Raw genomic sequence first — 26,026 nt, forward strand, 5'->3', positions numbered from 1 at the left:
ACGGTTTTCAGTATACGGTTTACGGTATTCGGTGGCTAACGCGCGCTTATGAATGCGTTAGCCACCGAATACCGTAAACCGTATACTGAAAACCGTTAATTCATTCTTGAAACTGAATCGTAACAAATTTCAGAATCGAATCGTTGGGTTTGGTTCTCTTGATGGCAAAAAAGTAGACGTCGTGTTTGCCCGTTACCGGTTTGCTGATCGAACCGGTAACTTCCTTGGTCGTGTTCCAGGCCCCGGTTGGTTGGTAGGCCGTCGTGCTGATCACCGGTCCGGCCTGCGAGTCGATCCGCACCTGAATTTCGCCCGGCTGATCCAGCGAGGCATACTCGTAGGTAAACTGGTTAATGTGGGTTAAGTCAATGTTTTTCAGGAGAAGATACGCCTTATGGCCGCCCTGCGACAGGTTGACGCCAAATCGGGGGAAACCCACCTGCGCATCGGTATACACCGCCCGAACTTTCGCATTTCGCAGCGTGACGGCGTCGATGCCGGTCAGTGGACCGACCACGTTCCCACCCTTATCGGTATACGAAGCCAGCAGCGTATATTGTCCCCGTAGCTCCTCTTTCTGGTGGTCGTTCAGGATCAGTGAACCTTGCAGCGGCACGGTTTTCTGAGCCCTCGGTTTGTCGGTCAGGGAGAAGATGTAACGCACCATTTCCTGCGCATCGGTTACCGAAATCTGCGGGTGAGCGCTCATGACGTGCACGGTTCCCCAGTTTCCACCACCGCCGTTGATGATTTTGGTCGCCAGTTGTTCCAGCGCCCCGGTTTGGGTTTTATACTTTTGCGCCACCGCCAGCAGCGACGGCCCCACCGATACTTTATCAATCGTGTGACAGGCTTTGCAGTCGCTGGCATCCATCAGCATTTTGCCCGGCGGATTGCTCACCAGCACGGAAGTCGGCGATTTCGGCGCGTTCGGATCGGCAGTGCTGGGTTGCGGGTTGTAGGCATACAGCACCTTGACGCGCTTCGGGTCGACTTTCCCGTCCTCTCGATCCTGCACTTTTACCGTATACGTAAACGGTTTGCCTTCCCAGAAAAAGGATTGGTTGTCGGTGCTGGCAATGGTTACCGCTGGTTTGGTGTTGCCTACTTTAACGATAACCGTATCCCGGCCCACCAGCCCGGCCCGGTCGGTGACTTTCAGAATGGCTTTGTAAACACCAGGTTTGGCGTAGGTGTTGGTCGCGTTCGGCGTGGTGGCTCCCACTTTTTTGCCATCGAACAGCCACTCGTATTTCACGTCATCATCATCATCCAGATCGCGTGAACCCCGGCTTACGAAGGACACCCGCAACGGAGCAGCCCCGGCGGCTTCGCGCAGAATCGGAAAATTCCGGCGTTCGGACGTCAGAAAAACCGTGCGGTCGAGGTGGTTTTCCACGGCTGTGTCCTGCACGCTGGCCTGCGCCAGTGGCGGGCGGTTCCCGGTGTTGTATTCAATCTTTACCAGACGGGCATCTTCGTTGTCAGCCCCGTAAACCGAACCGTATTCCAGCATATACATCACACCATTCGGCCCGAAATCCAGATCGATCGGGCGTCGAAAATCGCCGTTGGACGCCATAAACGGTTCACTGCGCACGTAGTTTTCGTTTTCATCGAACGTTAGCGCCAGCACCCAGTTGCGCATCCAGTCGAAAACAAACAGCTTGCCGTCGTAATACGCGGGGAATTTATTGGCAGACTTCGAGTTCCTGTCGAAGGTGTAAAATTTACCCGCCATCGCGCTGCGACCGCCGAGGCCCAATTCCGGAAATTCGGTCGAAGCCGCGTAGGGATACCAGATGATCGGGGGCGTCGCGGGCGGTAGTTGGTTCAACCCGGTATTGTTGGGCGAGTTGTTGACGGGAGCCGCCGGATCGAATTTCGGACCGGCGGTTTTGGTCGCAAAATCCCACTTGACGTACGGATAATTGTTACCGACGAAATAGGGCCAGCCGAAGTAACCGGCTTTTTTCGCCTGATTGAATTCGTCGTAGCCACGTGGTCCCTGCACGCCTTCCTTGCCCGCATCGGGGCCAATTTCGCCCCAGTACAACACCGACGTTTTCGGATTAACAGCGATGCGGTACGGATTCCGGCAGCCCATCGTGTAGATTTCGGGCCGGGTTTTTGCTGTTCCTTTCGGGAATAAATTGCCGTCTGGAATCGTATACGTACCGTCGGGTTGGGGATGAATTCGCAGTACTTTTCCTTTCAGATCATTCGTGTTGGCTGCCGACCGTTGGGCGTCCAGACTGTAAAATTCCTTGCCGGGCCGTTCGTCCATCGGCGAATAGCCGTCGGACGGAAACGGGCTGGAACTGTCGCCGGTCGATAGATAGAGGTTGCCGTCTTTGTCCCAGGCCAGCGAGCCGCCGTGGTGCGAACCACTGTTTTTCTCCACCGGTACCGTCAGCAGAATCTTCTCTGACTTCAGATCGAGGGTGTTGCTGGTAGTAACCGTAAACCGGGAAAGCTGAAAATTGATCGGTTCTTCGGTTTGCCCGGCGGGGGTATAATAGACGTAAATGTGCCCATTTTTGGCAAAATTCGGGTCAACCGTCACACCGATGAGTCCGGTTCCGCCCACGTAGGTAATCGGAAATTTGTGAACCAGTGCGTTTTTCCGTGTTTTCGGGTCATAGACCGACAGGTTTCCCTGAATTTCGGAGAAAAACACACGTCCGTCGGGGGCAACCGCCAGTTCCATCGGCGAAGCCAGGTCATTGACCAGAACGGTTTTCACGAAGCGGTTTTGCTCCGGCGTCACGTTAGCGTAGGCTTTTTTATAATCGAGCGGTTTGGCCTTTCCGATGGCGTATTGGATGCCGCCCAACAGGTGTTTGAGAAACAATGGTTCGCTGTAACTTTCGTCGGTGTGGCCATTTCCGGTATAAAAAGCCCGCCCGCCATCAAATTCATGGTACCAGCTAATCGGGTGATTGGCGCCGTTGGTGCCACCCTCGTACGAGTTTTCATCCAGGTTCGCCAGCACGTTGATGCCCGAATAAAACGAGCGGTAATTGTACCATTCGTCGGTGCGATCCCAATGATCCGGTAAGGTCGTCGTAGAAACATGTTTTTTGTCGGTAACATCGACGGTCGCTTTGCGGACGTTGGAATTGTGGGGATGGCTGGCAAAATGCGCGCCCATCAGCTTGCCGTACCAGGGCCAGTCGTATTCCGTATCGGCGGCCGCGTGGATGCCGACGTAGCCACCACCGGCCTGGATGTAGCGTTCAAAAGCCGCCTGTTGCTCACCATTCAGGACGTTGCCCGTGGTGTTGTTGAAGATCACCGTGGCGTATTTTTTCAGGTTTTCGTCCGTAAACACGGCGGCATTTTTTGTGGTATCCACCAAAAAATCATTCTCCTTTCCCAGTTTCTGAATGGCTGCAATCCCGAACGGAATGGAGGTGTGTTTCCAGCCTTTGGTTTTGGAAAATACCAGCACATGAACCGGGTCGGCCACCCGGACAGTCATGCTGGCATGCAATAAAAAAGTAAGGCCAATGATGACACAGGAACTGATTCTCATGAGTACTGACATAAACACAGGGCTTAGGAGGTTGGTTTTTTTGCGCAAACCCCTGTGGCTGGTCTCCCGGGTTTGCAGACTATAAAGCAGATTTGTCGAACAATCTGCTTTATAGTTCTAAAAAATAGTGCTATTATTCCCTCTGAGCATCAAAAATTGCCATGCTACACCTCAAAAGCGTTCACCACATCGCCATCATTTGCTCGGATTACGAGCGGTCGAAGCATTTTTACACGGAGATATTGGGATTAAAAATCATTCGGGAAGTGTACCGCGCCGAACGCGATTCGTATAAACTGGATCTGGAACTAAACGGCCAGTACATCATCGAACTGTTTTCATTTCCGAATCCGCCCGCGCGGCCATCCCGGCCCGAAGCTCTGGGGTTGCGGCATCTGGCGTTTGCGGTGTCGGATGTGGAAGTCGCTAAAACCGCCCTTGAAACCGCAGGGATTGACGTCGAACCCATCCGGACCGATGCGCATACCGGGCGACGGTTTACGTTTTTCAGCGATCCGGATGGGTTACCCTTGGAGTTTTATGAAGAGGATTGACACTCGGAGCACCCTGTCAGCGGTCGGAGACCCTGACAGGGGTATAACAATGTTCGTAGCTCTCGATTAACCGGTAGCTTTTGTGATCGGTTTTGAGCCAGTTTCGGGCGGGCGTTTGCTGGATCAGCTCCTGCATACAGGGATATTTGGCAAAGGCCACTTCCAGATTATGGCGGTTCAGCGACAACACCGGTTCGTCGGGCGTAACGCTAAAAAAATAATGTTCCGTGGCCCCTTCCCCAAATTCAGACTGGCGGTAGAGCGTCAGCGTTTTTTCCTGCACCACCTCGTAGATGTTGCCGAGATACAGCCGGTACAAGGTTCCGTCTGTCTGCTTATAGCCCCAAAGCTGCTCGGTGGCTACGGTTTTTCTCTGTCCCGAATCCGTCGTTACCTGCACCGTATACGGGTGCCACTGCACCTTCACCGCCCGCAGATCCGGGTTCTGAACCTGGTAGCCGCCCCGGTCGTTGCGATACACCAGTTGGTAATGCGTCCGGTGGGTAGCACAACCCTGGACCAACAGCAAAACCGCCCCCAGCAAAATCCAGTACCGCATCATTGCTGAGAAGTGTTTATGGCCTGACCATCGCGAATTTCTTCCGAAGCAATTTTAACAACGGGTTCTCCGGCCCGCAGTCCGCCGAACACTTCGACCAGGCTGTCGAGCGTGTTGCCTTTTTCGACCGAAACCCACTGCGCCTTGTTATCGCGCACCCGAATCACGAACGTTTTTTCGCTGGAACTGACCACGGCGGTTTTCGGCACAAACAACGTAGGAGCCGTCCGTTCCATCGGCATCTTCACCTCAGCATACATCCCTGATTTCAGTTGGTTGGCCTTGTTGTCGAAGTCAAATTCGGCCAGCATCGACCGGTTGGCTTCCACCAGGCTCTGGGCACTCCGGGCCAGTTTGGCGTTAAATTGCTGTTCGGGAATGGCATTAACCGTAAACGTAACCGCACTTTTGGCAGCCAACTGATTCGCAAACGTTTCGGGAATGGCCACCGTTAACCGCAGCGTCCGGCTGTCTTCTAGCACAAACAACGGTTTGGAATTGCTGTCGCCCGCGCCAACCAGCGCCCCGGCGCTCACGTTCCGTTCGGTAATCACACCGTCGAACGGCGCGGTGATGGTCAGGTATTGCCGCAGTTCTTTCCTGGTCTGGTAATTGGAGCGGCCCACCTGAATATTTCCGGTGGCAACGGCCACCGTCGCGCTGTCGGCCAGCATCCGGGCCTGCGCCTGATCGAGTTCGTGCAGCGAAACCGCTCCTTCGACCTTGCTGGTCTGCAGCAAGCGGTTGTAGGTCAGCCGACTGGCGCGGAACCGGGCGATTTGTTCCTGCAACGCGGCTTCCTGCGCCTGGAGTTGGGCCTGCGCGGTGCTCAGTTCCGACAAAACCTCCGGCGCATCGAGCACGGCCAGCACCTGGCCTTTCCGAACCGGCGAACCGCGATCCACGCGCACATCGCGGATAAACCCTTTCACTTTGGCGTAGAGGCTGACGCGGTTCCAGGGCTTCAGTTCGCCAGGCAGGGTAACCGCCTGACTGGGCCGCATCGTTTGCACTTCTGATGTGGCAACCTTTTGTACGTCAGGTGCTTTAGCGGTTTTTTTTTCTTCACTGGCCGCCGACGTACAGGCCGCCATTCCGGCAGCCGCGACGACGGGCCAAACAAGTTTTAACAACGGTTTCATACGACGGTACTCAGGGGTTGATTATAAAATTTGCTTTCCGGATCTTCCGGATCGAGGGAGACAGACTGAACCGAAGCATTGGTCTGGAACTGGGTGAAAACACACGGCAGAATCAGCAGAGCCGCCAGCGTGGAGGCAATCAAACCGCCGATAACGGCCTGACCGAGCGGAGCAATCTGGTCACCACCCTCGCCCATCCCGGACGCCATCGGCACCATCCCGGCAATCATGGCAATGCTGGTCATCAGAATCGGGCGAATCCGGCTGTTGGCCGCCAGCACGACGGCTTTGCGGGTGTCGCCTATTTCCAGCCGTAAATTTTCCGCGTTGGTCACCATCAGAATGGCGTTGGCCACCGACACGCCCACCGACATGATCAGGCCCATATACGATTGCAGGTTGAGTGTGGCCCCGCAGGCCAGCAGCATCAGCAGTGCCCCGGCCACCACGGCCGGAATAGCCGCCAGAATGACCAGTGAGAGCTTGAAGGATTGATAGTTAGCGGCCAGGAGTAAGAAAATAATGACAATCGCGACCAGCAGCCCGGTTTGCAAACTGCTCAATGTATCGGTCAGCAGGCTGGTTTGTCCACCCATTTCGACCAGAACACCCCGGGGCGGGTCGCCCGCGTTTTTGATGGCCAGTTCAACGGCTTTCTGCGCCGAACCGAGGTCTTTGTTTTGCAAATTGGCCGTGATCGTCACCAGCCGGTTGGGTCCGGCGCGGTCGTATTCACCGGGGGCAGTTCCTTCCGAGAACGTCGCGACATCCGACAGCAGCGGATGCATTTCGCCACTTTTCAACGGAATATTCCCGATGTCGCTGGCGCTGCTCATTTTGTATTCCGGAATCTGCACCTGCACCTGGTAGGCCAGCCCTTTCGACTCATCGAGCCAGAGGTTTTTGTCGGTAAAACGGCTGGACGAGGTGGCCGCGACCATCGACCGGGCTACCTGCGTGGATGTCACGCCCAGTTGACCGGCCCGTTCGCGGTTCAGCGTCACGTTCAAAACCGGATAGGCGAGGGGTTGCGCAATTTGCACATCACGCAAAAAGTCGATCTTCGTCATCTCCGTCCGAATCTTGTTGGCAAACCGCCCGGCTTCGCTCAGGTCTTTGGCAGCCACGGTCACCTCAATCGGTGTCGATGCGCCCTGACTCATGATTTTCTCGGTCAGCTCAATCGGTTCAAACGAGATATTGGCTGTTGGCAATGCCTTCGCAATTCGCTCCCGAAGTTCTTCCTTCAGGTTATCCATCTTCACGGGATGATCCTCCTTCAGCGACACCTGTAAAACCGCTTCGTGCGGGCCGCTGTTGAACACAAAAATGTTGGACGTCCCGTAACTCGACGGAACCGTGCCGACGTAGGCCGACGAAATTTCCACGTTGTCGGCACCGACGGCTTCTTTGATAATGTCCAGCACTTTCAGCGTAGCGGTTTCGGTGCGTTCCACCCGCGTTCCGTCGGGAATCCGCAGGCGCATCTGAAACTGGTGGCTGTTGCCGTGCGGCAGAATATCCGTTCCGATGACCATAAAACACACGACGATAATGGCCAGACTACCCGCCAGATAACCGCCTACGACCAAGCCCCGACGGTTCAGGATTTTTTCGAGCCAGGTCGAGTACCGTTGTTTGAATTTGTCGAAACCAGTGGCATTTTTGACCGGATGCGCACCTTCTTCCAGCATCGTATGACGTTCTTCAGCATCGAGTGCCAGCGTGGCCGGTTCGTGCGCCGGATGGCTTTTCAGCAACCAGTTGGCCAGAACCGGTACGAACGTTTGCGAGAGCAGAAACGACGCAATCATGGCAAAACCAACCGACAGCGACAGCGGCAGGAACATCGAGCGCGGGACGCCACTCATCACAAAAGCCGGGGCAAAAACCGCCAGAATCGCCAGCAGAATCAGGAATTCCGGGAAAACGATTTCTTTACAGGCATCCCAGATCGCAACGGCTTTGGGCCGACCCATTTCGAGATGCTGGTGAATATTCTCAATCGTCACCGTGGCCTGATCCACCAGAATCCCGATGGCCAGCGCCAGCCCCGAGAGCGTCATGATGTTGATGGTTTGTCCGCACAGATTGAGCATAATCACCGCCGACAGAATCGAGATCGGGATGGTGACCACCACGATAATGACACTCCGCCAGTCGCGGAGGAAAAGCAACACCATCAAACCGGTCAAAACCGCCCCCAGAATTCCTTCCGTAACGAGGCTTTTCAGGGCGTTGGTGACGTAAACCGACTGGTCGAATTCGTAGGAAATCTTCACATCTTCCGGCACCGCGGCCCGCAGTTCAGGCAGGGACTTTCGAATGTTGTTCACGACGTCGAGCGTCGACGCATCCGATTTTTTCACCACCGGAATATACACCGCCCGGCGACCGTTGACCAGCGCGTAACTCACCGTGACGTCGGCCCCATCTTCCACCGTGGCAATATCCCGCACAAAAACCGTCGGTCCCGAACCCACCCGGATCGGAATGTTCAGGAAGTCTTCGGGTTTCTTGACCAGTGAGTTAACCGGCGTCATCAGCGTTTTTTCGCCAATCCGAATGTTTCCGGCGGGAGACGGCTGGTTGTTGGTCACAATCGACTTGATCACTTCTTCCGGCGTGAGCTGATAACTCCGCACCAGCGCCGGATTCACTTTCACGATCACCGTCCGCTGGTTTCCCCCGAACGGCGGAGGGCTGGAAACGCCCGGAATCCGTGAGAACATCGGCCGCACCCGCGACGACGCGTAATCCTGAATTTCGTTGAGCGACCGGCTCGGACTTTCAAAAACCAGTTGCCCCACCGGCACCGAGCTGGCGTCGAACCGCACGACCTGGGGCGGCACGGTTCCCTCCGGCATGTAGGCTTTGGCGCGCGACACGTTGTTGGCCACCTCGGCAGCCGCCTGGGCCATGTCGGTTCCCGGATAAAACGATAATTTGATCAGCGACAAGCCCTGAATGGTTTTTACGTCGATGTCGCGAATCCCGGAAACATACAGAAAGTGATCCTGGTAGCGGGTGGCGATAAAACCGTCCATCTGGTCGGGGGCCATGCCGCCGTAGGGCTGGACCACGTAAATCGTCGGCAAATCCAGATTGGGGAAAATATCGACGGGAATGGTAAACAGCGACATCACCGAAAAAAACAGGAGGCCGAGCACCAATACCACCACCGAAATGGGTTTCCGCAACGCGGAACGAATGAGTTGATACATAGTTTTGCGGTTTTCGGTCTACGGTATTCGGTTTACGGTGGGCTGACGCATTCCTGCTAACGCTCTGTATAAACGGGCAAGAAGCACGCGTCAGCCCACCGTAAACCGAATACTGTAAACCGTATACATCACTTCAATTGATTCATAAACAGTGAGATGTCTCCCTCGGCTGCGGCTTTCAGGAGCAGGTAGCGCCAGACGTTGCTGGTGGCGACGTAGCCATCGGTTTCGGCCCGGTTCAGGGTTACGAAGCTTTGCAGAAGCGTGGGCAAGTCGGCCAGTCCATTCTGGTAGCGGGCTTTGGCCTGGTTGTAGGCTTGCCGGGCGGCACGCAATTGGACGGGTGCCTGACGGGCCTGTTCCAGTCCGAGCGTCAGTTGCGTTTCGGCTTCCCGGTTTTGCCGGGTGATGCGCAGTTGCTGGTCGTTGTAGAGTTGCCGGAAGCGTTCGACCTGGAATTGTTCGCTGCGGGCGTCGTGTTTGAGTCGCAGGTTGTTGGTCAGATTCCAGCGGGCCACCACGCCGACCAGGTAGTTGGAAGCCTGATAACCCAGTCCCCGGTTGAAATCCATCGCGAAGGATTCATCCGCATTGGCAAATCCCGAACCCCGCGCCCAACCGGCTCCGACGAGCGAGATCGACGGCAGCATGGAACGCTGGAGCGCCACGGTTCGCGCAGACGAAAAGTTGATTTGCGACTGGAAAAACCGCAAAACCGGGTTTTTCGGAGAAATGGAATCCGATTGAAATGTGGTTTGCGGCAGCGTGGTATAAAACCGCATGCTGTCGATGCGAAGACCGGTCTGCACCTGACCGATGAGTTCCGAGAGCCGCAGCCGCTGCACCTGTTCGCGTTGCTGGCTTTCGAGCAGGACTAGCCGCGCCCGAACCGCTTCGGCGGTGGCCAGCGAACTATCGACCCCCGCCCGCATCCCCGAATGAACCCCGGCGTCGACTACGGTTTTGAACGTTTCCGCCCGCTCGACGTTGCTACGCTGGACATCGACCAGTTTCTGGTTGACCAGGAGCGTGAGGTAGGCGTCGATAATCCGGATCTGGTGCTGGAACAGTTCGTTTTCGTAATCGGTTTGCGAGCGGTTGAGATCGGCTTCGGCGGCCTTCACGCTGGCTTTTACACGACCGAAATTGACGATTCGCCAGTCGATGACGGCGCTGACAAAGCTGCCGGTAGTACCCCGGTAAATGTTGTCGGGCCGAATGCCGCCGGAAGTCGAAATGGACGTTCCTTCGTTGGGGAAAAACGAACCGTTGAGGGCGTTGCTGGTCGCATAGGTGTACTGATCCTGTACGATGACGCTGGGCAGAAAGTCCGTGCGGCTGGCCTGAACCCGCTTTTCGGCGCTCTGGATTTCGGCCTGTTTGGATTTCAGAAAAGGGTAGACTTGCGTTCCCCGCTCCAGGGCCTGCGATAGCGTCAGGGTTTGCGCCTGGACCATACGCTGGCCAAACAGGAGCGTTCCGGTTGTGGCCGTTAGTAACCAGATGTGCAATCGGCGGAACCTAAAATGTACGTGTTTCATTGGCAACTCATTTTCCGGCCTTGGTAACAAAACCGTGGTAAGTGCCTGCAAAACAACGGGGCAATTCTGGAAACATTTGGGATAAAAAAGATTGTTTCGCAGAGTTAAGCGGAGGAAATCGGAGTTTATCAGAGAAAACTTTGCTTAACTCTGATTTTCTCCGCTTAACTCTGCGAAACAATCTTTTTCCCTCCAGAATGTTTCCAACATTGCCCGCTACTTTTGGTGTTTATGTATTGGATGAACCCGGAGAAGGATGAAAGTACTGGTGGTAGAAGATGAAAAAGGCCTGGCCGAAAGCATCACCGACTATATGAACAAAGAGGGCTATCTTTGCGAAACGGCGGGGACTTTCCGGGAAGCAGACGAGCGGATTTATCTGTATCAGTATGACTGTGTGATTGTGGATCTGACGCTGCCCGACGGCGACGGTTTTCAACTGATTCAGTCGTTGAAGAACCTGCTGGCCACTACCGGTGTCATCATCATTTCGGCCCGCAACGCGCTGGAAGACAAGATCAGAGGGCTGGAAATTGGCTCGGACGACTACCTGACCAAGCCGTTCCATCTGTCGGAGCTGAACGCCCGGGTGAAGTCGCTGATTCGCCGGCGGAATTTTGGGGGACACACCGAAATCCGTTTCCGGGAAATCCGGGTGAATCCGTCGTCGCGGAAGGTGTATGTGAACGGCCAACTGGCGGTTTTGTCCCGGAAAGAATACGATCTGCTGCTGTATTTTTTATCGAACGTCGACGTTGTGCTGACCAAAGTTTCCATTGCCGAGCATCTGTGGGGCGACAACATCGACTCCGCCGATTCACTGGATATGGTGTATTCGCACATCAAAAATCTGCGCCGGAAACTGCTCGAAAAAGGCGGTTCGGATTACGTACGGTCGGTATACGGGATCGGCTATAAATTCGGGGAACCGTGAAACTGCTCGCTAAAACCAACCGCATTTACCTGGCTTTCTCGCTGGTTATTTACCTCTTCGCCGGGCTGGCCTTCTACCAGGTTGTCCGGATTCTGATTTACAACGAAGTCGAAACCCGCCTGAAGGTGGAAAAACGGGATTTTGAAGCCTATCTGAAACAGCACAAAGCCTGGTCGGATACGACCTATTTTGTTGAAAACAAGATCGATGTCGATCCGGTGGGCACTCATTCAGGCCAACTGGAAACCTTTAGCGACACGTTGATCCAAAACCGGTACGACAATGAACTAATGCCTTTTCGGCAGCTTACATTCTATGTTCCCATCCAGGGTGTGACACACCGGGTCGCCATCCGGAAATCCCTGATTCAATCCTACCAACTCATTGAAGTCATCACGGTGACGATGGCGGCCTGTCTGGGGTTGCTGCTGCTCGGCACGTTCTGGTTTCAAGGGAAACTGTCGGGGCGGCTCTGGCTGCCGTTCTACGAAAGCCTGTCCCGCATTAAACGCTTCAATCTGGCGAGTGCAACGCCCCTGCAACTCGACAAACCGGAGATCAACGAGTTCCGGGAACTGAATGAAGTGCTGCGCAAGATGGGCGACAAAATGCAGCAGGATTACCGCAGCCTGAAGGAATTTACCGAAAATGCATCCCACGAAATCCAGACGCCCCTCGCCCTGATCAACGCCAAAGTGGAGCAACTCATTCAGTCGGAAAAACTGACGGAAACGCAAACCCGCTGGATCGAGGACATTTACCAGGCCTCCCGGCGCATGGCCCGGCTGAATCAGGGATTACTCTTGCTGGCAAAAATTGATAATCATCAATTTACCGACAACCAAACCGTTGACCTGGCGGCTTTGCTGGCCGCAAAACTGGGTGCGATGGACGAGGTGTTGCTCCACAAACGAATTGCGGTGGAGATCGGGAATTTGGCCCCTTTTGCGGTTCAACTGCCCCCGGCGCTGGCCGATAGCCTGGTGACGAATCTGGTCAACAATGCCATCAAGCACAACCACGCGGAGGGGCGCGTCGAACTGCGGTCCGACGGAAAAAGCCTGACACTGGGCAATACCGGTCATGCGCTGGTTTCGAATCCCGAACGCTTGTTTGAACGCTTCAAAAAAGAAGGCTCCAGCCCGGATTCCGTGGGCCTGGGTCTGGCCATCATCAAGGAAATCTGCGACACCTATGGGTTGCAGGTGCACTACGACGAAAACAATGGCTGGCACCGGTTTGGTATTTCCCGGAAAGTGAACGAAGAGTAACCCTGGCAGCGGTTTCGGTTTATGCAGAAGGGTTGTGCATTGCCTGACTCTTTAAGCCTATTTGCATCCCAAAAACCGTTGATACCGCTCGTTGGCATCGAACAGGGCCTGTTGCTGCGCATCGGTTAAGGTGGTGAACAGGCTGGTTTCGATCAAAACCGCATCTTTCTTCAACGTCCGTTTCCAGGTGCCAGCCACCCGCCCGTCGATCACGATAACCGGGCTGAAAATACCGTTGCCGGTTTTGGTGATCTGCGCCGGGTCCAAACCGCCAAGCGGGGCGCTCCGGTCTTTGTAGGCGACCAGATATTCGTCGTAAACCGGTAACAGATAGGCGGTTGTGGTGTTGCTGGGCAGGGCAGGCAGCGACGCGGGCATCCAGTACGTTTGACCATCCACCACCTCCGACACAAAACCGGATTTGATCAGATCCATCCCGGCTCTGGCATCGGTCAGCGTCAGGCCCGACCACCAGCTAAAATCCGCCAGCGTTGCCGGGCCGTGGCTGGTAAAATACCGCCGGGTCCATTCGGCCAGGGCTTCTTCGCGCAGCAGCGGTTTGGTGGGCGGCACCCAGTCGTCCAGCAGCGTGAACGTAAACTCCTTGCCACGTCGGATGCCGTGGCAAAGCAGCCGGTCGTAGGACGCCCGCGCCAGCAGCATACTCAGGCGGTTTTCGTGGGCCGGAATGCCCGCCTGTTCAAGAGCGGTTTTTAATTCGGAGCGAGTCAGGTGTTGGCCGCCGGACAACACTTTCGTAAAAACCGCCTTACTTCTTGCAATAACCGGTTCGTTGAGTTCAAGCTGGCGGAAATGACTGGCGTAGAGGGTTTGCAAACGGGGCTGGTTCAGTTCCAGAATCCAGTGAATATCGGCAGCCGCCACAAAATGCAGGGTGCCGCGCATTGGCCAGGTTCTCAGGATGATCCGGTTGGCAATCGCCTGCTCGATGTCGGCGTCGGTGCTGCCGGGGAGCCGGTTGCCGATGGCCCATTTGCCGGCGGCATAATCCTGCCCCTGAACAGCCCCAAACCAGGCTACCAGGTCGCCTGGGGTTGTCAGCGATGGTTGCATGAGGTGCTGCTGAGAAAGGCGGTATTGAACGATGTCCGAATGGGTCATGGGTGCGCGGTGAAAAGAGACGATGGCGTGTCGTGATTGGGCTGATTGGTATATCATGTTGATACAGCGTAAAAGTACAACCGACTGGTGACAGCCCTGTGTCAGCAGCAAAAATCGGGCGTTTGCATTTTTGAAAAATTTCCCCGCTTATTTTTTCACAGGTGTTGATAACTTTGTACCCATGCCATCCCAACTCATTCAGCAACAAGAACCCGCGCCAGCCCTGTCGGGAATCGATCTCGATGCTTATTTTCAGCGCATCGGCTACACAGGAGACCGTATGCCCACGCTCGAAACGCTGCGAACCCTCCAGCGGCTCCACACCGAAACCATTCCGTTCGAAAACCTCAACCCGTTGCTGGGTCTGCCGGTTTTGCTGGACAGTGATTCGCTTCAGCAAAAAATGGTGCAGCGTGGGCGGGGCGGGTATTGTTTCGAGCAAAACCGGCTGTTGAGCTTCGTTCTGCAAGCGCTGGGTTTTCAGGTTCGGGGGCTGGCCGCCCGCGTTCTCTGGAACGTTCCGGAAGGCAGCGTCAAAGCCATCACGCACATGTTGCTGCAGGTGGAGATGGGGCCGGAATCGTACCTGGTGGATGTGGGTTTTGGCGGTTTGTCGCCCACCGGCCCCGTACGGCTTGAGCTGAATACGGTGCAGGAGACTCCCCATGAACCGTTCCGGTTGATCGAGTCAAACGGTGAGCTGGAAGTACAGGCGGAAGTCAGAAACGAGTGGCGGTCGTTGTATCGCTTTACGTTGCGGGAGTTCCTGTTGCCTGATTATGAAATGTTTAGCTTTTATCTGTGTACGCATTCCAACTCGTATTTTCTCCGCAGTCTGGCCGTTGCCCGAACGACGGCCGACCGGCGGTATGGCCTGCGCGATACGGTTTTGACGACGCATCGTTTGGGGGGCGAATCGGAGCAACGGGAACTTGGCAGCGTGGCCGAATTCCGCACGGTACTCGAAGAAATTTTTCGGCTGACGCTACCCGATACGCCAAACCTTGACGCAACTTTGCAGCGCATTATCGATGCATCATCCGCGGATCAATAACTATTTTGTGGTTACCCGGTTTCGTATTGTAAAGGGGGCGCTGTCGCTTTTCAGTACAGACTGCCCGGTTTGATTTTGATAGAACGAAATAAATTGCCGAGATTGGGCGCTTACTTTATCATCCTATCCCATGAATATTAGCAGCGTATTTCAAAACAACGAAAAGTGGATCGCCGAGAAACTGGCTGGCGACGAAGATTATTTCACCAAGTTGTCGCAGGGGCAACAGCCGGAGTTTCTCTATATTGGCTGTTCCGACAGCCGGGTTACTGCCGAAGACCTGATGGGGGTTAAGCCGGGGGAAGTGTTCGTTCACCGCAACATTGCAAACCTGGTCAACAACGTCGATTTGAATGTCATGTCGGTGCTGAATTATGCCGTTCGGCACTTGAAAGTCAACCATGTGGTCGTGTGTGGACACTACAATTGCGGGGGGGTGAAAGCGGCTATGGAACCGGTCGATCTGGGGATTTTGAACCCGTGGTTGCGCAACATCCGCGATGTATACCGCTATCACAAGGACGAATTGAATGCCATTGAGGACGTTAAAGCCCGTTACGACCGGCTCGTGGAACTGAATGTGGAAGAACAGTGTGTCAACCTGATCAAAACCGCGGCCATTCAGGAAGCCTTCCGCGAGCGGGGCGTCCGGGTTCACGGCTGGGTGTTCGACGTTCGCACCGGAAAATTGATCGATCTGAAGATTAATTTTGAAGAGAAAATGAAAAGCATCATGGAGATTTATAACCTCTATGAGCCCGTTTCACCTATAGTGAAATAAGTCGGGCCAAAACAAATCTGCATGGCCTCAGGCTCAATTCGATATCCGTTACTGACTGCCGTACGGCTTAATTAAGCCGTACGGCCGGTTGAAAACCCGGGAGGTATAATTCCAAAAGACTTTATTGATCAGAGAACTTCATTAACTTGCTTTATGGTGTTTAGGATTTAGGGTAATAAGCGAAAGTGTTGATATTCTTTTGCTATTTTTAAGTTGTTGGATAATTGGCTACATTATGAACCATTTTAGAATTGAAGAATTAGTGGTTAACAAAATAGGGCCGTTTGCTCATTTGAAGATGAAATTCCCACAAAAAGTTAACCAAAATAAAGCTGAAATCCATATCCTTACAGGAGAAAATGGGACAGGAAAAAGCACCATTCTGCAAATTTTAAGTCGATGTATTCCTCAAAATGATCCTGTTTTAAAAAAAAAGCAGTGGACTGCAATGGTTGATGAAAGTAATTATACTATTGCATTTTCTGATGGTTATAAGGGTAACTATGACTTTCGCCATTTAAGATATATTTATACCAAAGGATCCTCGAAGAGCAGAGAAAAGGTTTTTTCAATAGGCAATGATATTATTAAAAACATTAACTCCCCTACTATTAAAAATTATTTATCTAGTGGAGATGAAGATAAATATATAATTGCGTTTTTTTGTTACTCAGGCTACCGGAAATTGTCAGATTCTACTGTCGATGCCATTTCTGGTTTAAAAATGAGCCCATTTGAAAATGCTCTTGATTTTGATAAATCGACCGATACTAAAACATTAGTTAAATGGCTAGCTAATGCTATCACTAAAAATGCCTTGGCTTATGTGAAGAGAACTCCGAAAGACAGAGAACGTGCGTTTGAATATCATAGACCAATAGCACAGCTCGAAGATATTATATCAAAAATAACCGGACAACGCATAGAGTTTGAATTGCAAGAAGATCCTCTTAAAATTGTAATTTATGTAGATGACAACCCACTTGAGTTCGATCAATTACCTGATGGGTTGAAGTCGATTATTAGTTGGATAGGTGATTTGATAATGCGATTAGACCGTATTAACTGGGAAACACCAGAGTCTATAATGGAACGCAATTTTATCTTATTTTTAGACGAGATAGAAATTCATCTTCATCCAGCTTGGCAGCGAAAAATATTGCCGATTATTCAGCATTTATTTGTAAATGCTCAAATTTTCATCTCAACTCATTCACCTTTTGTAGTTGGCTCAGTTGACGGAGCTTGGATTCATCGATTTGTGAAAAAAGATAATGTCACAAGTGATTCTGTGGGGAAACCTATTCTTTCAGAAGATTCAAACAGTTATGAGTATGTATTAAATGAAATTTTCGAAATTAGGGAACGATTTGGAGTCGAAGTTGAAGAATCTTTGCAAGAATTTAATAAGATTAAGAATAAAATTTTAAGTGGCGATAAAGACTATGACCGAACACGATTTTCTGTTCTGATTGATATACTAATGAAGCAAAGTACTGAGATCCAAAATATAGTGGGTATGGAATTACGGCAATTAAACCGTATAACTAATCAAAATTTTGCGTAGAAAATGAAAGCTTTTGTTCGATTAAATTCCCCACCTGTACTCACAGAATTAGATAGTGCTACCAACAAACCGAGATGGATATCTTTTGGCGAACGATATAAAAATAATCGTGAAAGAAATCCTGGGTTTCGCTTTAATTGGCCTAATATTCGAAAAGTTTCATTAAATGCCCACATATTGCCTACACTTAGATTGCAAACACAAGATCATTGTTCTTACTGTGATGGTTTTCCGCTAAAAAAGGGAGAAAATTCAATAGACCACTTTCTTCCAAAATCGAAACCGACATTTTATACGATTGTTTGTCAATGGACAAATTTATATTTGGCATGTACTCATTGTCAAGATTCAAAAGTTGAAAAAGTAAATCCGTTCATATTGCGTCCTGATAATAATGAATATTTATTTTCACGTTTTTTTGTGTACAACTACATATTGCAAACGATAGAAATAAATCCTCTATCTTCTGCTCAAGATCAAAAAAGGGCTGCTGAAACTATACAGTTTTTTGATTTTAATCATACTGCTTTGATAATTAGTCGACGTCATGCATTTGAACGATATAATGGGGTTGTGAATCCTATAATAGATGATTTTAATTTCAGATTTATGTTTGAGTGACAATAAGTATTAAGTTAGTCTTAATTTTAGTATTAAATCTTTCTTGAAGGAAAGGAATCTATTTGTAATTAGTAGTGAATGATTAAAAATAGATTGATGAAACTGGTTTTATTCTATATTTTAATTGATTACGATTCTGGAAAAACCTAAATAGTGGTAATTCTAAATGACTGTTTTAATACATTACCCAAAAATTCTCTAGGTAGTTCTAATCTTTTCTACACTACTTATCTGAAATTAATTTTGTATTAGACGGACCCATTCAGTCCGGCGACCCATGGGGAATTAGCCGGAAGCGATACCGGAGCGCGATGTGTTCCAGGGCACCATCGGGCAACGGATCTTCCTGTTTTGCAGCAGGAGTCAGCCAGGCCGACCAATCCGTCGATGCCTGCGGCCGCTTGGGAAGGTCGAGCGGAAAATCGACCGGCGTATTGTGAACGAATACCCGCATATGCCATTTTTTTAGGCTGATTGGCGTAGTCTCCCACGGTAAAATCACAAAATTTCCTTCTTGTCGAATCCGATCGGGATGCGGGTTGTCCAGATCCTGTCCGATGAATTGAGGAATCAGAACCGAGTCGATGGCCGCTCCCTTGAGAAAGGATTGTGTGGCACGCATCTCCACCTCCACCACCGCCCGGTGATCGGCGTATTCCAGCCGGTATTCCTGCTGATCCGACCAGTTTAGGTATAGTATGAACCAGATAATGAGCGCAATACCGTCGAAGATCTGGAGATGCCGGATGTAATTTTCGACCAGGAAATACCGCGCCAGAAACCACACTACGAAGAAGCCGATGAAGGCCGCCAGAAAACCGCCCCAGGTTGCCAGGTAGGCTACTCCCAGCCGGGCATCCGGGCCGGTGGCATGGCTGTTGAGGGCAACGGTTACTTCGAAAAACAAAAAATAAAACAAGGGTGCCGCACACAGGCTGGCGACGAATAAGGTGAAAAATCGTTCCATGATGGAGCGAAATAACGAACCGAGAACGCACTATTTAAGTGGGAATTGACATTGAGCGTGGTTTGGTGAATAAGGCAACCCGAAAAATCAATAGATAACAAAACTGTTTTCTGCGAATACAATTTCACGCACGATTTTTGATGGAATAGTACAATTGTCAGACACGGTTATAATTTGTTGAGAAATAGTTATTTTACCAAAAAATAACGCAGCGGGTTTTGTATGAAAGTAATATGTGCTGTTCTGTTGCTATCCCTCTTGCAGGTTCAGCCGTTTAACGCCCGGGCCGTTCCAATACGGTTCAAACACCTTACCACCAACGAAGGGCTATCCCAGAACAATGTAACCTGTGTTTTACAAGACAGGCAGGGATTTATGTGGTTTGGCACGCAGGACGGTTTAAACCGCTTTGATGGCTATACCTTCACCGTATATCGGAATGACCCCAGAGAAGAAAACAGCCTGAGTCATAATTTTATCCGGACAATCTACGAAGATCGCAAAGGCCGCCTGTGGATCGGTACGGAAGACGGTGGTCTGAATCTCTTTAACCGCGAAACCGACACCTTTGTCAGCTTTCAGCGGACGGCCGACAAGCTCAACAGCCTGAGCCACAATCAGGTGATCTCGATGGCAGAAGACCGTCAGGGAATGCTGTGGGTCGGCACCTACGGTGGCGGTTTGAACCGCTTCGATCCGACCCGGCAAGCCTTTACCCATTTTACCCACAATGCGGCCAAACCCCGGAGTCTGGGGAATGATTTTATCTACGATATACTGGTCGATGCGAAAGGACGGCTCTGGGCGGCAACCGGCGGGGGCGGACTGGATCTGTTCGATGCGACGACGCAAACATTCCGGCACTTCGTCAACAACCCCGCCGATCCGGGTTCGCTGAGCAACGACAACGTCACCGCTCTCCTGCAAGATTCGCAAAACCGGATCTGGGTGGCCACCGAGGGCGGTGGCCTGAACCTGTTGAATGCCGATCAGCACACGTTTACCCGGTTTCAACACAGCAAAACCGATGTCAACACCATTGGCCACAACGACGTTATTTCGCTGGAAGAAGGAAATGCGGGAAGTCTGTGGATAGGTACCCGGAATGGCGGAATTAGCATTCTGAGCAAAGATTTTACCACTGTAGTCCGCCATCCTTTCAGCGAAACCAACAGCGAAGGATTGAACAACGGCTCGATTTATGCCATCTGCCGGGATCGGAAAGGCGATATGTGGATCGGTACCTACAGCGGAGGAGTCAACTTTTACGATCGTGAACCCCGAAAGTTTGAACACTATGAAAAAGATCGCTACAATCTTAATAGTCTGACTAACAACAATGTATTGTCTGTGCTGGAAGATGCCGAAGGGAACCTCTGGATGGGAACGGACGGCGGAGGTCTGAACCGCCTGAACCGCAAAACCAATCGGTTTACCCAGTTCAGGCACGACCCTGATCGTCCACGCAGCATCGGCAGCGATTTTGTGATGTGTGTCTTCGAAGACCGCGATCACCGGATTTGGGCGGGCAGTTACAAAGGTGGGCTGAGTCGGTGGGAAAAAGAACCGGGCGAGTTTGTCAATTTCCCGAGAAGTGACGGTCCGGATGGCATCAGCCACGAAAGCATTTGCGCCATTACCGAAGACAACGAAGGTAATCTGTGGCTCGGAACGCTGGGCGCCGGGGTGAGCCGGTACGACAAAAAAACCGGGTTGTTTACGCATTTTCGGCCTGATCTGACCCAACCGGGTACCCTGAGCCATGCGGTTATCCGGTCGTTGTATTGCGACCGGGGCGGTACGGTCTGGGTTGGCACGGAAGGCGGTGGGCTAAACCGGTTCGATCGCCGGAGCAATACCTTCATGAGTTACCGGTACCACCGAAATGTGCCCGGAAGTCTGAGCAACAATCTGGTCAACAGCATTTACGAAGACTCTAATGGCACGTTGTGGGTGGGCACCGACAGCGGGCTGAATAAATTCAATGCCAAAGCCCAAACGTTTACAATATACCGTCAGGCGGAGGGCTTGCCGAACGATGTGGTTCAGGGGCTGGCGGAAGACCGTCGGAAAAACCTCTGGATCAGTACCAATCGGGGGCTTTCCCGGTTTACGCCACGAACCGGCACCTTCCGGAACTACGGTGTCAGCGATGGTTTGCAGGGCAATTCGTTCAACCGGAGGGCGGTTTCTAAGGGGCGGCTGGGTGAACTTTTCTTCGGCGGAACCAACGGTCTGAACGCGTTTGATGCCGATAGTTTGCATGATAATTCGGCGATTCCACCGGTTTTTGTTACGAATTTCCACCTGTTTAATCAACCCGTGGTTATTGGCGCTCCGGATTCGCTGCTGCGAAAAAGCATCGATGAAAACACCCAAGTCACACTGGCCTACTGGCAGTCGATGTTTTCGGTAACCTTTGCCGCCTTGAATTACAGCCAGCCCGAAAAAAACCAGTATGCGTATCAACTGGAGGGATTCGACCGGGGCTGGATTTACGCCGGCCATTCCCGGATGGCAACCTACACCAACCTGGACCCCGGCGCGTATGTTTTCCGGGTGAGGGCATCCAACAACGACGGCGTTTGGAACGAGCGGGGCACCTCGCTCCGGATTGTTATTACCCCGCCCTACTGGGAAACCTGGTGGTTTCGAACCGGCCTGGTGCTGGCTTTCCTGCTGGGGGCCTATGGCTTGTATCGATATCGGGTAAAAACCATCGAAAACCAGAAAGAGGAGCTGGAAAAAGAAGTGGGCGAACGAACCGCCGAAGTGTTGTACCAATCGGAAGAAATTCAGACCCAATCAGAACATTTACAGGTTCTGGTCGAAGAAATCCACGAACAACGGTTGCAGGAAAAACACGCGCGGGAAGAAGCCGAAAAAGCCAACCAGGCCAAAAGCGTCTTTCTGGCCACGATGAGCCACGAAATCCGGACGCCCATGAATGGTGTGCTGGGCATGACCTATTTGTTGCAGGAAACGGAACTGTCGGAAGAGCAGCACGAATACGTCGACACCATTCACCAGTGCGGAACGAATCTGCTGGGCGTGATCAACGACATTCTTGATTTTTCCAAGATCGAATCCGGGAGTCTGGAACTGGAACTCCAGGATGTCGATCTGCGGCATTGCGTGGAAGACGTCCTCGATCTGTTTGCCAGCAAAGCCGCCGAACTGGAGCTGGATCTGGTCTATGAACTGGATCCGCAGGTGCCGACACAGGTCATTGGCGACAGCCTGCGGCTGCGTCAGATTCTGATCAACCTCGTGGGCAATGCCATCAAGTTTACCGAGCGGGGTGAGGTGTTTGTCAGCATTGGGTTGCAACGGCGGATCAGCGATCGGGAACTGGAGCTGGTTTTTCAGGTTCGCGACACGGGCATCGGCATTCCGGAAGACAAACTGCAGCGGCTGTTCAAAGCCTTTTCGCAGGTCGATTCATCCATGACCCGGCGGTATGGCGGCACGGGTCTCGGACTGGCCATCAGCGAACGGCTGGTCAAACTTATGGGTGGGGAAATTACGGTTAATAGCCAGATCGGGCTGGGAACTACGTTCACATTCACGATTCAATGTCAGATCAGCCAGCAGGCGCAACGGCAGTATATTTTCTTCAATACCGGCGAAAACGACGGGAAACGGGTTTTGCTCGTCGATGACAATCCCACGAATTTGACCATTCTAAAGGCTCATCTCGAACAGTGGAAACTCGTGGTGGTGGCGGCTTCGTCGGGCAAGCAGGCGCTGGCGATCATAAACCAGGAAGCGCCTTTTCAACTGGTTATTACGGATATGCAAATGCCGGAAATGAACGGGGTGCAACTGGCGCGGGCCATTCGCGGGCGAAACCTGGCGTTGCCGGTCATTCTGCTGAGTTCCATCGGTGAAGAAAGCCGCAAATCGTATCCGGAGCTTTTTTCGGCGGTTTTGACCAAGCCCGTCAGGCAGCAGCAGCTTTTTGATGTGGTGCAGAAGCAACTCAAGCAATCGGTGGAGCCCCGGGCGGTTGCCGCCAAAACCGTCCACCACGCGCTGTCGGATCAATTCTCCAAAGACTATCCTTTGCAGATTCTGGTCGCGGAAGATTACCCGGCCAATCAGAAACTGGCGCTCAACATTCTGAGTAAACTGGGGTATCAGGCGCATTTGGCCCAAAACGGTGCCGAAGTAATGGATCTGGTGAAACGGCGGTTTTACGACGTCATTCTGATGGATGTGCAGATGCCGGAAGTAAACGGCCTGGAAGCCACCATCCGCATTCGTCAGCAGCCGGGGCCTCAACCGACCATCATTGCAATGACGGCCAACGCCATGGCCGACGACCGCGAAGCGTGTTTGCACGCAGGGATGGACGATTACATCGCCAAACCAATTGTGATTGAAGAACTGAAAAATGCCCTCCAACAAGCCGCGATTTTACGGCAAACCGAACCCTGACAGCGCCGGGCCGTCGATACGGCCAACGGCCCTGTCAGCGGTTCGGTTTGCCGTAAAATCAGCCTGAATACAGAAGAAGCGGAAGACGTAATAGCCGCTGACAGCAGTTCGGTCTGCCGTAAAATCAGCCTGAATACAGAAGAAGCGGAAGACGTAGTTGCCGCTGACAGCGCCGTTGGCCATATCGACGGCCCGGCGCTGTCGGGGCAATTACGTCTTCCGCTTCTTCTTCTTGGCGGATGGAAACAGGACGTTGTTCAGAATCAGGCGGTAACCGGGCGAATTGGGGTGTAAGTTCAGGTCGGTCGCCATTCGCCAGCCTCCGCCCCGCGTTCCTTCGGGGTCGTGGCCCCCGTAAAACGTCCATTGGCCAATGCCGACTTCGCCGTAGATGTAGCGGTCGGAGGAAGGGCTGGTGCCCATCACCAGCACATTGGGTTTGACGGTGCTTTTGCGAAAAGCCGTGGTCTGGCCGTGGAATTCCTTGATGTTCGATTCGTGGTTTTGGACGAGCATGGCGGGAATCATATCCCACTTCGCCGAGAAATTGAACAGGTTGAAATAACCCGAGGGCTGATCCCAGCCACCGCCAAACCGCCCCGCCGAGCTGTTGATGTCGGAGAACGCCATGCCGCCGTAGCCGTTGTCGAGTTCGAGGGTGAAGTTCTGGAAGGCGACGGTTTTTTCAAAATCCAGTTTCGACTGCGCTTTGGGGTCAATGCCGTCGCCGTCGTAGGTGCTGCTCACAATGTCGACGCCCTCGGCCGCCAGCGCAATGTCGAACGTTTCGGCACCCGAACACATGGCAAACATATAGCCGCCCCCGGCGCAGAAATCGCGGATTTTCTTGGCAACCGCCAGTTTCATCTGGGACACTTTCGGGTAATTGAATTTTTTGGCAATGTCTTCCTGCGCCTTGACGTCTTCTGCCGACATCCGGCGCGTGTTCCGGCCATACTGACCCGTAAAATCTTCGTGGTGCAGGTGAATCCAGTCGTATTTGGCCAGATCGCCTTTCAGAATCTCTTCGTCATACACGACTTCAAACGGAATTTCAGCGTATTTGAGCACCAGTAAAACCGCATCCGTATTTTCAAATTCAGACGGGCTGACCTTGATTGGCGAATAGACTACAATCCGGGCGGCCGACACCAGTTTGACCGATGCCATGTTCAGGTCCGGGTTGGAAATCTGCTGTTGAATGGTGTTGGCATCGGCATCCGATATGATCTCGAAGGAAATACCCCGAACCCGGCACTCGGTTTCGACGGTCGGGCTGTGTTTGATCATAAAACTCCCGCCCCGGTAGTTCAGCAGCCAGTCGACTTCCAGTCCGGCTTTCAGAACAAAGTAGGCAATACCGTATGATTTTAAGTGGTTTTTCTGGCGGTCGTCCATCGGAATCAGGATGGAATTGGCGCGGCTGGCAATCGACAGCATGACCAGCAGGAGCGTGAGATATCGTTTCATAACGGAATTCGGTTCATGAAAATAGTAAACACAAAAAACTCCCTGTAATTCAGTTACCTAAGTTACTTTAAGTTTAGTCAAAAACGGTGGTTGGACTAAAATTTCTGACGGAAATCTATTGAGTGAAACCCCGGCCGTCAAGGCAGCCGTTGGATACCGGCGTTACTTATTAACCCAAAGCAACTCAGTGTTGATTTTCGATGGTGTTCGCCGGTCGGTATTCCCATCTTCGGGGCATGAAAATCATTACCACGACCAACTGGATTTTTATCGGCATTTACGGAGCACTGGTCATTTTTACCCTGATGACCGTGAACCGCTCGGGCAACGATGCTGCCGGGCGGGGCATGGAATCGGGCCTGGCGATTTTTGCCACGCTGGTGCTGGCCGGTCTCATCGTCCTGAATCTGCTACCGTACCGTTTTGCGAAGATCATCGCGCTGATCGTTCTGTCATTGCCTGCGGTTTTCGGGCTGTACAACGGCATCAGCAACTATTTCGAGTTACAAAAACAGCGCAGAGATGCCGTGGCTGTGGAAAACGGCTCGTTCTATTTCCCGGATGTGGAGCGGCAGCAAATTGCGGCTGCGGTGGCGGTTGGTGATGTGGAGCAACTGAAAACGCTGTTGCAAAAAACACCACGCCAGATCAATCAAAGCGGATACCAATCCACGACCCTGCTCGATTTTGCGGCCCTTACGGCCGTAAGGAGTAAAAACCCGCAGCGGATCCTGCAATGCATGGAACTGCTGCTGGAACACGGTGCCACCCTTCAGGGGCCAGACTCGTTGCACATGCCCACCCAGTTTCTAATTTGCGAAACCGGGTCGCCCGCCCTTCTGGAGTGGTTTCTCGCCAAAGGAGCCGATCCCAACGAAAGACCGCACGAGGGAAGCCCGCTTCTTTTTAAAGTGATGGATCTGGATGTCGAGCGACTGGAGAAAGTACAGGTATTGCTCGATCATGGTGCCGATCCGAATGCGCCTGCCGGTAGCAATGAGTACACGATCAGGCCGTTTACGTCGCCCCTGATGTATGCCGCACAGCGGCAGTCCTGGGCGATTTGCCAGCTTCTGCTGGAACGCGGAGCCGACCCGGCTTACCGGACTCCGGAAGGCGAAGAGCTGAAAACCGTGCTGGCGAAGTTCGAAGAACCGTATACGGACCGGAAGAGCCTGCCGGCAGAATACCAGGCTTTCAAGACGTTCCTGAACACGAAGGCGGCCAAAAAAAGCTAACGA

At 52.5% G+C, this 26,026-nt stretch carries 18 protein-coding genes; 9 read left to right on the forward strand and 9 right to left on the reverse strand.

The annotated features are described in order from the left end of the window. Nucleotides 1-100: 100 nt before the first annotated feature. Nucleotides 101-3,538, reverse strand: coding sequence for a ThuA domain-containing protein (locus ACO064_RS19280; protein ID WP_421828862.1), 3,438 nt, complete (start codon nt 3,536-3,538; stop codon nt 101-103). 161 nt (nt 3,539-3,699) lie between these two features. On the opposite strand from ACO064_RS19280, the gene ACO064_RS19285 reads away from it, so the two are divergent. Continuing rightward, nucleotides 3,700-4,092 (forward strand): VOC family protein, encoded by a 393-nt coding sequence (locus ACO064_RS19285; protein WP_421828863.1) that lies wholly within the window; start codon nt 3,700-3,702, stop codon nt 4,090-4,092. 16 nt (nt 4,093-4,108) lie between these two features. On the opposite strand, the gene ACO064_RS19290 is transcribed toward ACO064_RS19285, so the two are convergent. The 4 genes from ACO064_RS19290 to ACO064_RS19305 all read right to left on the reverse strand — a co-directional run bounded on the left by ACO064_RS19290 (nt 4,109) and on the right by ACO064_RS19305 (nt 10,558). Next, a complete protein-coding gene (locus ACO064_RS19290; protein ID WP_421828864.1) occupies nt 4,109-4,654 on the reverse strand; it encodes a hypothetical protein in 546 nt (181 codons plus the stop codon). Further along, nucleotides 4,651-5,793, reverse strand: coding sequence for an efflux RND transporter periplasmic adaptor subunit (locus ACO064_RS19295; RefSeq protein ID WP_421828865.1), 1,143 nt, complete (start codon nt 5,791-5,793; stop codon nt 4,651-4,653). The genes ACO064_RS19290 and ACO064_RS19295 overlap by 4 nt, the downstream gene beginning before the upstream one ends. Further along, nucleotides 5,790-9,017 carry an efflux RND transporter permease subunit gene (locus tag ACO064_RS19300; protein WP_421828866.1) on the reverse strand — a complete coding sequence of 1,076 codons (3,228 nt, stop codon included), beginning with the start codon at nt 9,015-9,017 and terminating at the stop codon, nt 5,790-5,792. The genes ACO064_RS19295 and ACO064_RS19300 overlap by 4 nt, the downstream gene beginning before the upstream one ends. Before the next feature lie 128 nt (nt 9,018-9,145). Further along, nucleotides 9,146-10,558 (reverse strand): TolC family protein, encoded by a 1,413-nt coding sequence (locus ACO064_RS19305; RefSeq protein WP_421828867.1) that lies wholly within the window; start codon nt 10,556-10,558, stop codon nt 9,146-9,148. Nucleotides 10,559-10,814: 256 nt separating this feature from the next. Here ACO064_RS19305 and ACO064_RS19310 point away from each other — a divergent pair, with 256 nt between their 5' ends. Together ACO064_RS19310 and ACO064_RS19315 are read left to right on the forward strand one after the other, a co-directional pair. Next, nucleotides 10,815-11,492: a response regulator transcription factor gene (locus ACO064_RS19310; protein WP_421828868.1), complete on the forward strand. Its 678-nt coding sequence runs from the start codon at nt 10,815-10,817 to the stop codon at nt 11,490-11,492. Next, a complete protein-coding gene (locus ACO064_RS19315; RefSeq protein WP_421828869.1) occupies nt 11,489-12,763 on the forward strand; it encodes a sensor histidine kinase in 1,275 nt (424 codons plus the stop codon). The genes ACO064_RS19310 and ACO064_RS19315 overlap by 4 nt, the downstream gene beginning before the upstream one ends. 57 nt (nt 12,764-12,820) lie before the next feature. Here the strand turns inward: ACO064_RS19315 and ACO064_RS19320 are convergent, their stop codons facing one another. Further along, nucleotides 12,821-13,942, reverse strand: a complete 1,122-nt coding sequence (locus tag ACO064_RS19320) for a winged helix DNA-binding domain-containing protein (protein ID WP_421828870.1) — start codon at nt 13,940-13,942, stop codon at nt 12,821-12,823. Between the two features lie 124 nt (nt 13,943-14,066). On the opposite strand from ACO064_RS19320, the gene ACO064_RS19325 reads away from it, so the two are divergent. The 4 genes from ACO064_RS19325 to ACO064_RS19340 all read left to right on the forward strand — a co-directional run bounded on the left by ACO064_RS19325 (nt 14,067) and on the right by ACO064_RS19340 (nt 17,908). Further along, nucleotides 14,067-14,939, forward strand: a complete 873-nt coding sequence (locus tag ACO064_RS19325; protein WP_421828871.1) for an arylamine N-acetyltransferase family protein — start codon at nt 14,067-14,069, stop codon at nt 14,937-14,939. A gap of 130 nt (nt 14,940-15,069) precedes the next feature. After that, nucleotides 15,070-15,720 carry a carbonic anhydrase gene (locus tag ACO064_RS19330; RefSeq protein WP_421828872.1) on the forward strand — a complete coding sequence of 217 codons (651 nt, stop codon included), beginning with the start codon at nt 15,070-15,072 and terminating at the stop codon, nt 15,718-15,720. 235 nt (nt 15,721-15,955) lie between these two features. Next, complete coding sequence (locus ACO064_RS19335; protein ID WP_421828873.1) at nt 15,956-17,287, forward strand: AAA family ATPase; 1,332 nt, start codon at nt 15,956-15,958, stop codon at nt 17,285-17,287. A gap of 3 nt (nt 17,288-17,290) precedes the next feature. After that, nucleotides 17,291-17,908: an HNH endonuclease gene (locus ACO064_RS19340; RefSeq protein WP_421828874.1), complete on the forward strand. Its 618-nt coding sequence runs from the start codon at nt 17,291-17,293 to the stop codon at nt 17,906-17,908. Between the two features lie 262 nt (nt 17,909-18,170). On the opposite strand, the gene ACO064_RS19345 is transcribed toward ACO064_RS19340, so the two are convergent. After that, entirely contained in the window at nt 18,171-18,875 is a 705-nt protein-coding gene (locus ACO064_RS19345; RefSeq protein ID WP_421828875.1) for a hypothetical protein, read from the reverse strand. A 222-nt stretch (nt 18,876-19,097) separates the two neighbouring features. Between ACO064_RS19345 and ACO064_RS19350 the strand changes: the two genes are divergently transcribed. Continuing rightward, nucleotides 19,098-23,315, forward strand: coding sequence for a two-component regulator propeller domain-containing protein (locus ACO064_RS19350; protein ID WP_421828876.1), 4,218 nt, complete (start codon nt 19,098-19,100; stop codon nt 23,313-23,315). Here the strand turns inward: ACO064_RS19350 and ACO064_RS19355 are convergent. Further along, nucleotides 23,295-23,525: a hypothetical protein gene (locus ACO064_RS19355; protein WP_421828877.1), complete on the reverse strand. Its 231-nt coding sequence runs from the start codon at nt 23,523-23,525 to the stop codon at nt 23,295-23,297. The genes ACO064_RS19350 and ACO064_RS19355 overlap by 21 nt on opposite strands. Further along, nucleotides 23,526-24,785 (reverse strand): asparagine synthetase B, encoded by a 1,260-nt coding sequence (locus ACO064_RS19360; protein ID WP_138990136.1) that lies wholly within the window; start codon nt 24,783-24,785, stop codon nt 23,526-23,528. 236 nt (nt 24,786-25,021) lie between these two features. On the opposite strand from ACO064_RS19360, the gene ACO064_RS19365 reads away from it, so the two are divergent. After that, a complete protein-coding gene (locus ACO064_RS19365; RefSeq protein ID WP_421828878.1) occupies nt 25,022-26,023 on the forward strand; it encodes an ankyrin repeat domain-containing protein in 1,002 nt (333 codons plus the stop codon). The last annotated feature ends 3 nt before the right edge of the window (nt 26,024-26,026 follow it).

Origin of the sequence: Larkinella sp. (assembly GCF_965227735.1) — a bacterium.
Classification (GTDB): domain Bacteria; phylum Bacteroidota; class Bacteroidia; order Cytophagales; family Spirosomataceae; genus Larkinella.

Excerpts from the sequence above, each read along its gene's own strand:
- ACO064_RS19280 (WP_421828862.1), bottom strand. The coding sequence starts at position 3,538 with ATGAGAATCAGTTCCTGTGTCATCATTGGCCTTACTTTTTTATTGCAT.
- ACO064_RS19285 (WP_421828863.1), top strand. The coding sequence starts at position 3,700 with ATGCTACACCTCAAAAGCGTTCACCACATCGCCATCATTTGCTCGGAT.
- ACO064_RS19290 (WP_421828864.1), bottom strand. The coding sequence starts at position 4,654 with ATGATGCGGTACTGGATTTTGCTGGGGGCGGTTTTGCTGTTGGTCCAG.
- ACO064_RS19295 (WP_421828865.1), bottom strand. The coding sequence starts at position 5,793 with ATGAAACCGTTGTTAAAACTTGTTTGGCCCGTCGTCGCGGCTGCCGGA.
- ACO064_RS19300 (WP_421828866.1), bottom strand. The coding sequence starts at position 9,017 with ATGTATCAACTCATTCGTTCCGCGTTGCGGAAACCCATTTCGGTGGTG.
- ACO064_RS19305 (WP_421828867.1), bottom strand. The coding sequence starts at position 10,558 with ATGAAACACGTACATTTTAGGTTCCGCCGATTGCACATCTGGTTACTA.
- ACO064_RS19310 (WP_421828868.1), top strand. The coding sequence starts at position 10,815 with ATGAAAGTACTGGTGGTAGAAGATGAAAAAGGCCTGGCCGAAAGCATC.
- ACO064_RS19320 (WP_421828870.1), bottom strand. The coding sequence starts at position 13,942 with ATGATATACCAATCAGCCCAATCACGACACGCCATCGTCTCTTTTCAC.
- ACO064_RS19325 (WP_421828871.1), top strand. The coding sequence starts at position 14,067 with ATGCCATCCCAACTCATTCAGCAACAAGAACCCGCGCCAGCCCTGTCG.
- ACO064_RS19330 (WP_421828872.1), top strand. The coding sequence starts at position 15,070 with ATGAATATTAGCAGCGTATTTCAAAACAACGAAAAGTGGATCGCCGAG.
- ACO064_RS19335 (WP_421828873.1), top strand. The coding sequence starts at position 15,956 with ATGAACCATTTTAGAATTGAAGAATTAGTGGTTAACAAAATAGGGCCG.
- ACO064_RS19340 (WP_421828874.1), top strand. The coding sequence starts at position 17,291 with ATGAAAGCTTTTGTTCGATTAAATTCCCCACCTGTACTCACAGAATTA.
- ACO064_RS19345 (WP_421828875.1), bottom strand. The coding sequence starts at position 18,875 with ATGGAACGATTTTTCACCTTATTCGTCGCCAGCCTGTGTGCGGCACCC.
- ACO064_RS19350 (WP_421828876.1), top strand. The coding sequence starts at position 19,098 with ATGAAAGTAATATGTGCTGTTCTGTTGCTATCCCTCTTGCAGGTTCAG.
- ACO064_RS19360 (WP_138990136.1), bottom strand. The coding sequence starts at position 24,785 with ATGAAACGATATCTCACGCTCCTGCTGGTCATGCTGTCGATTGCCAGC.
- ACO064_RS19365 (WP_421828878.1), top strand. The coding sequence starts at position 25,022 with ATGAAAATCATTACCACGACCAACTGGATTTTTATCGGCATTTACGGA.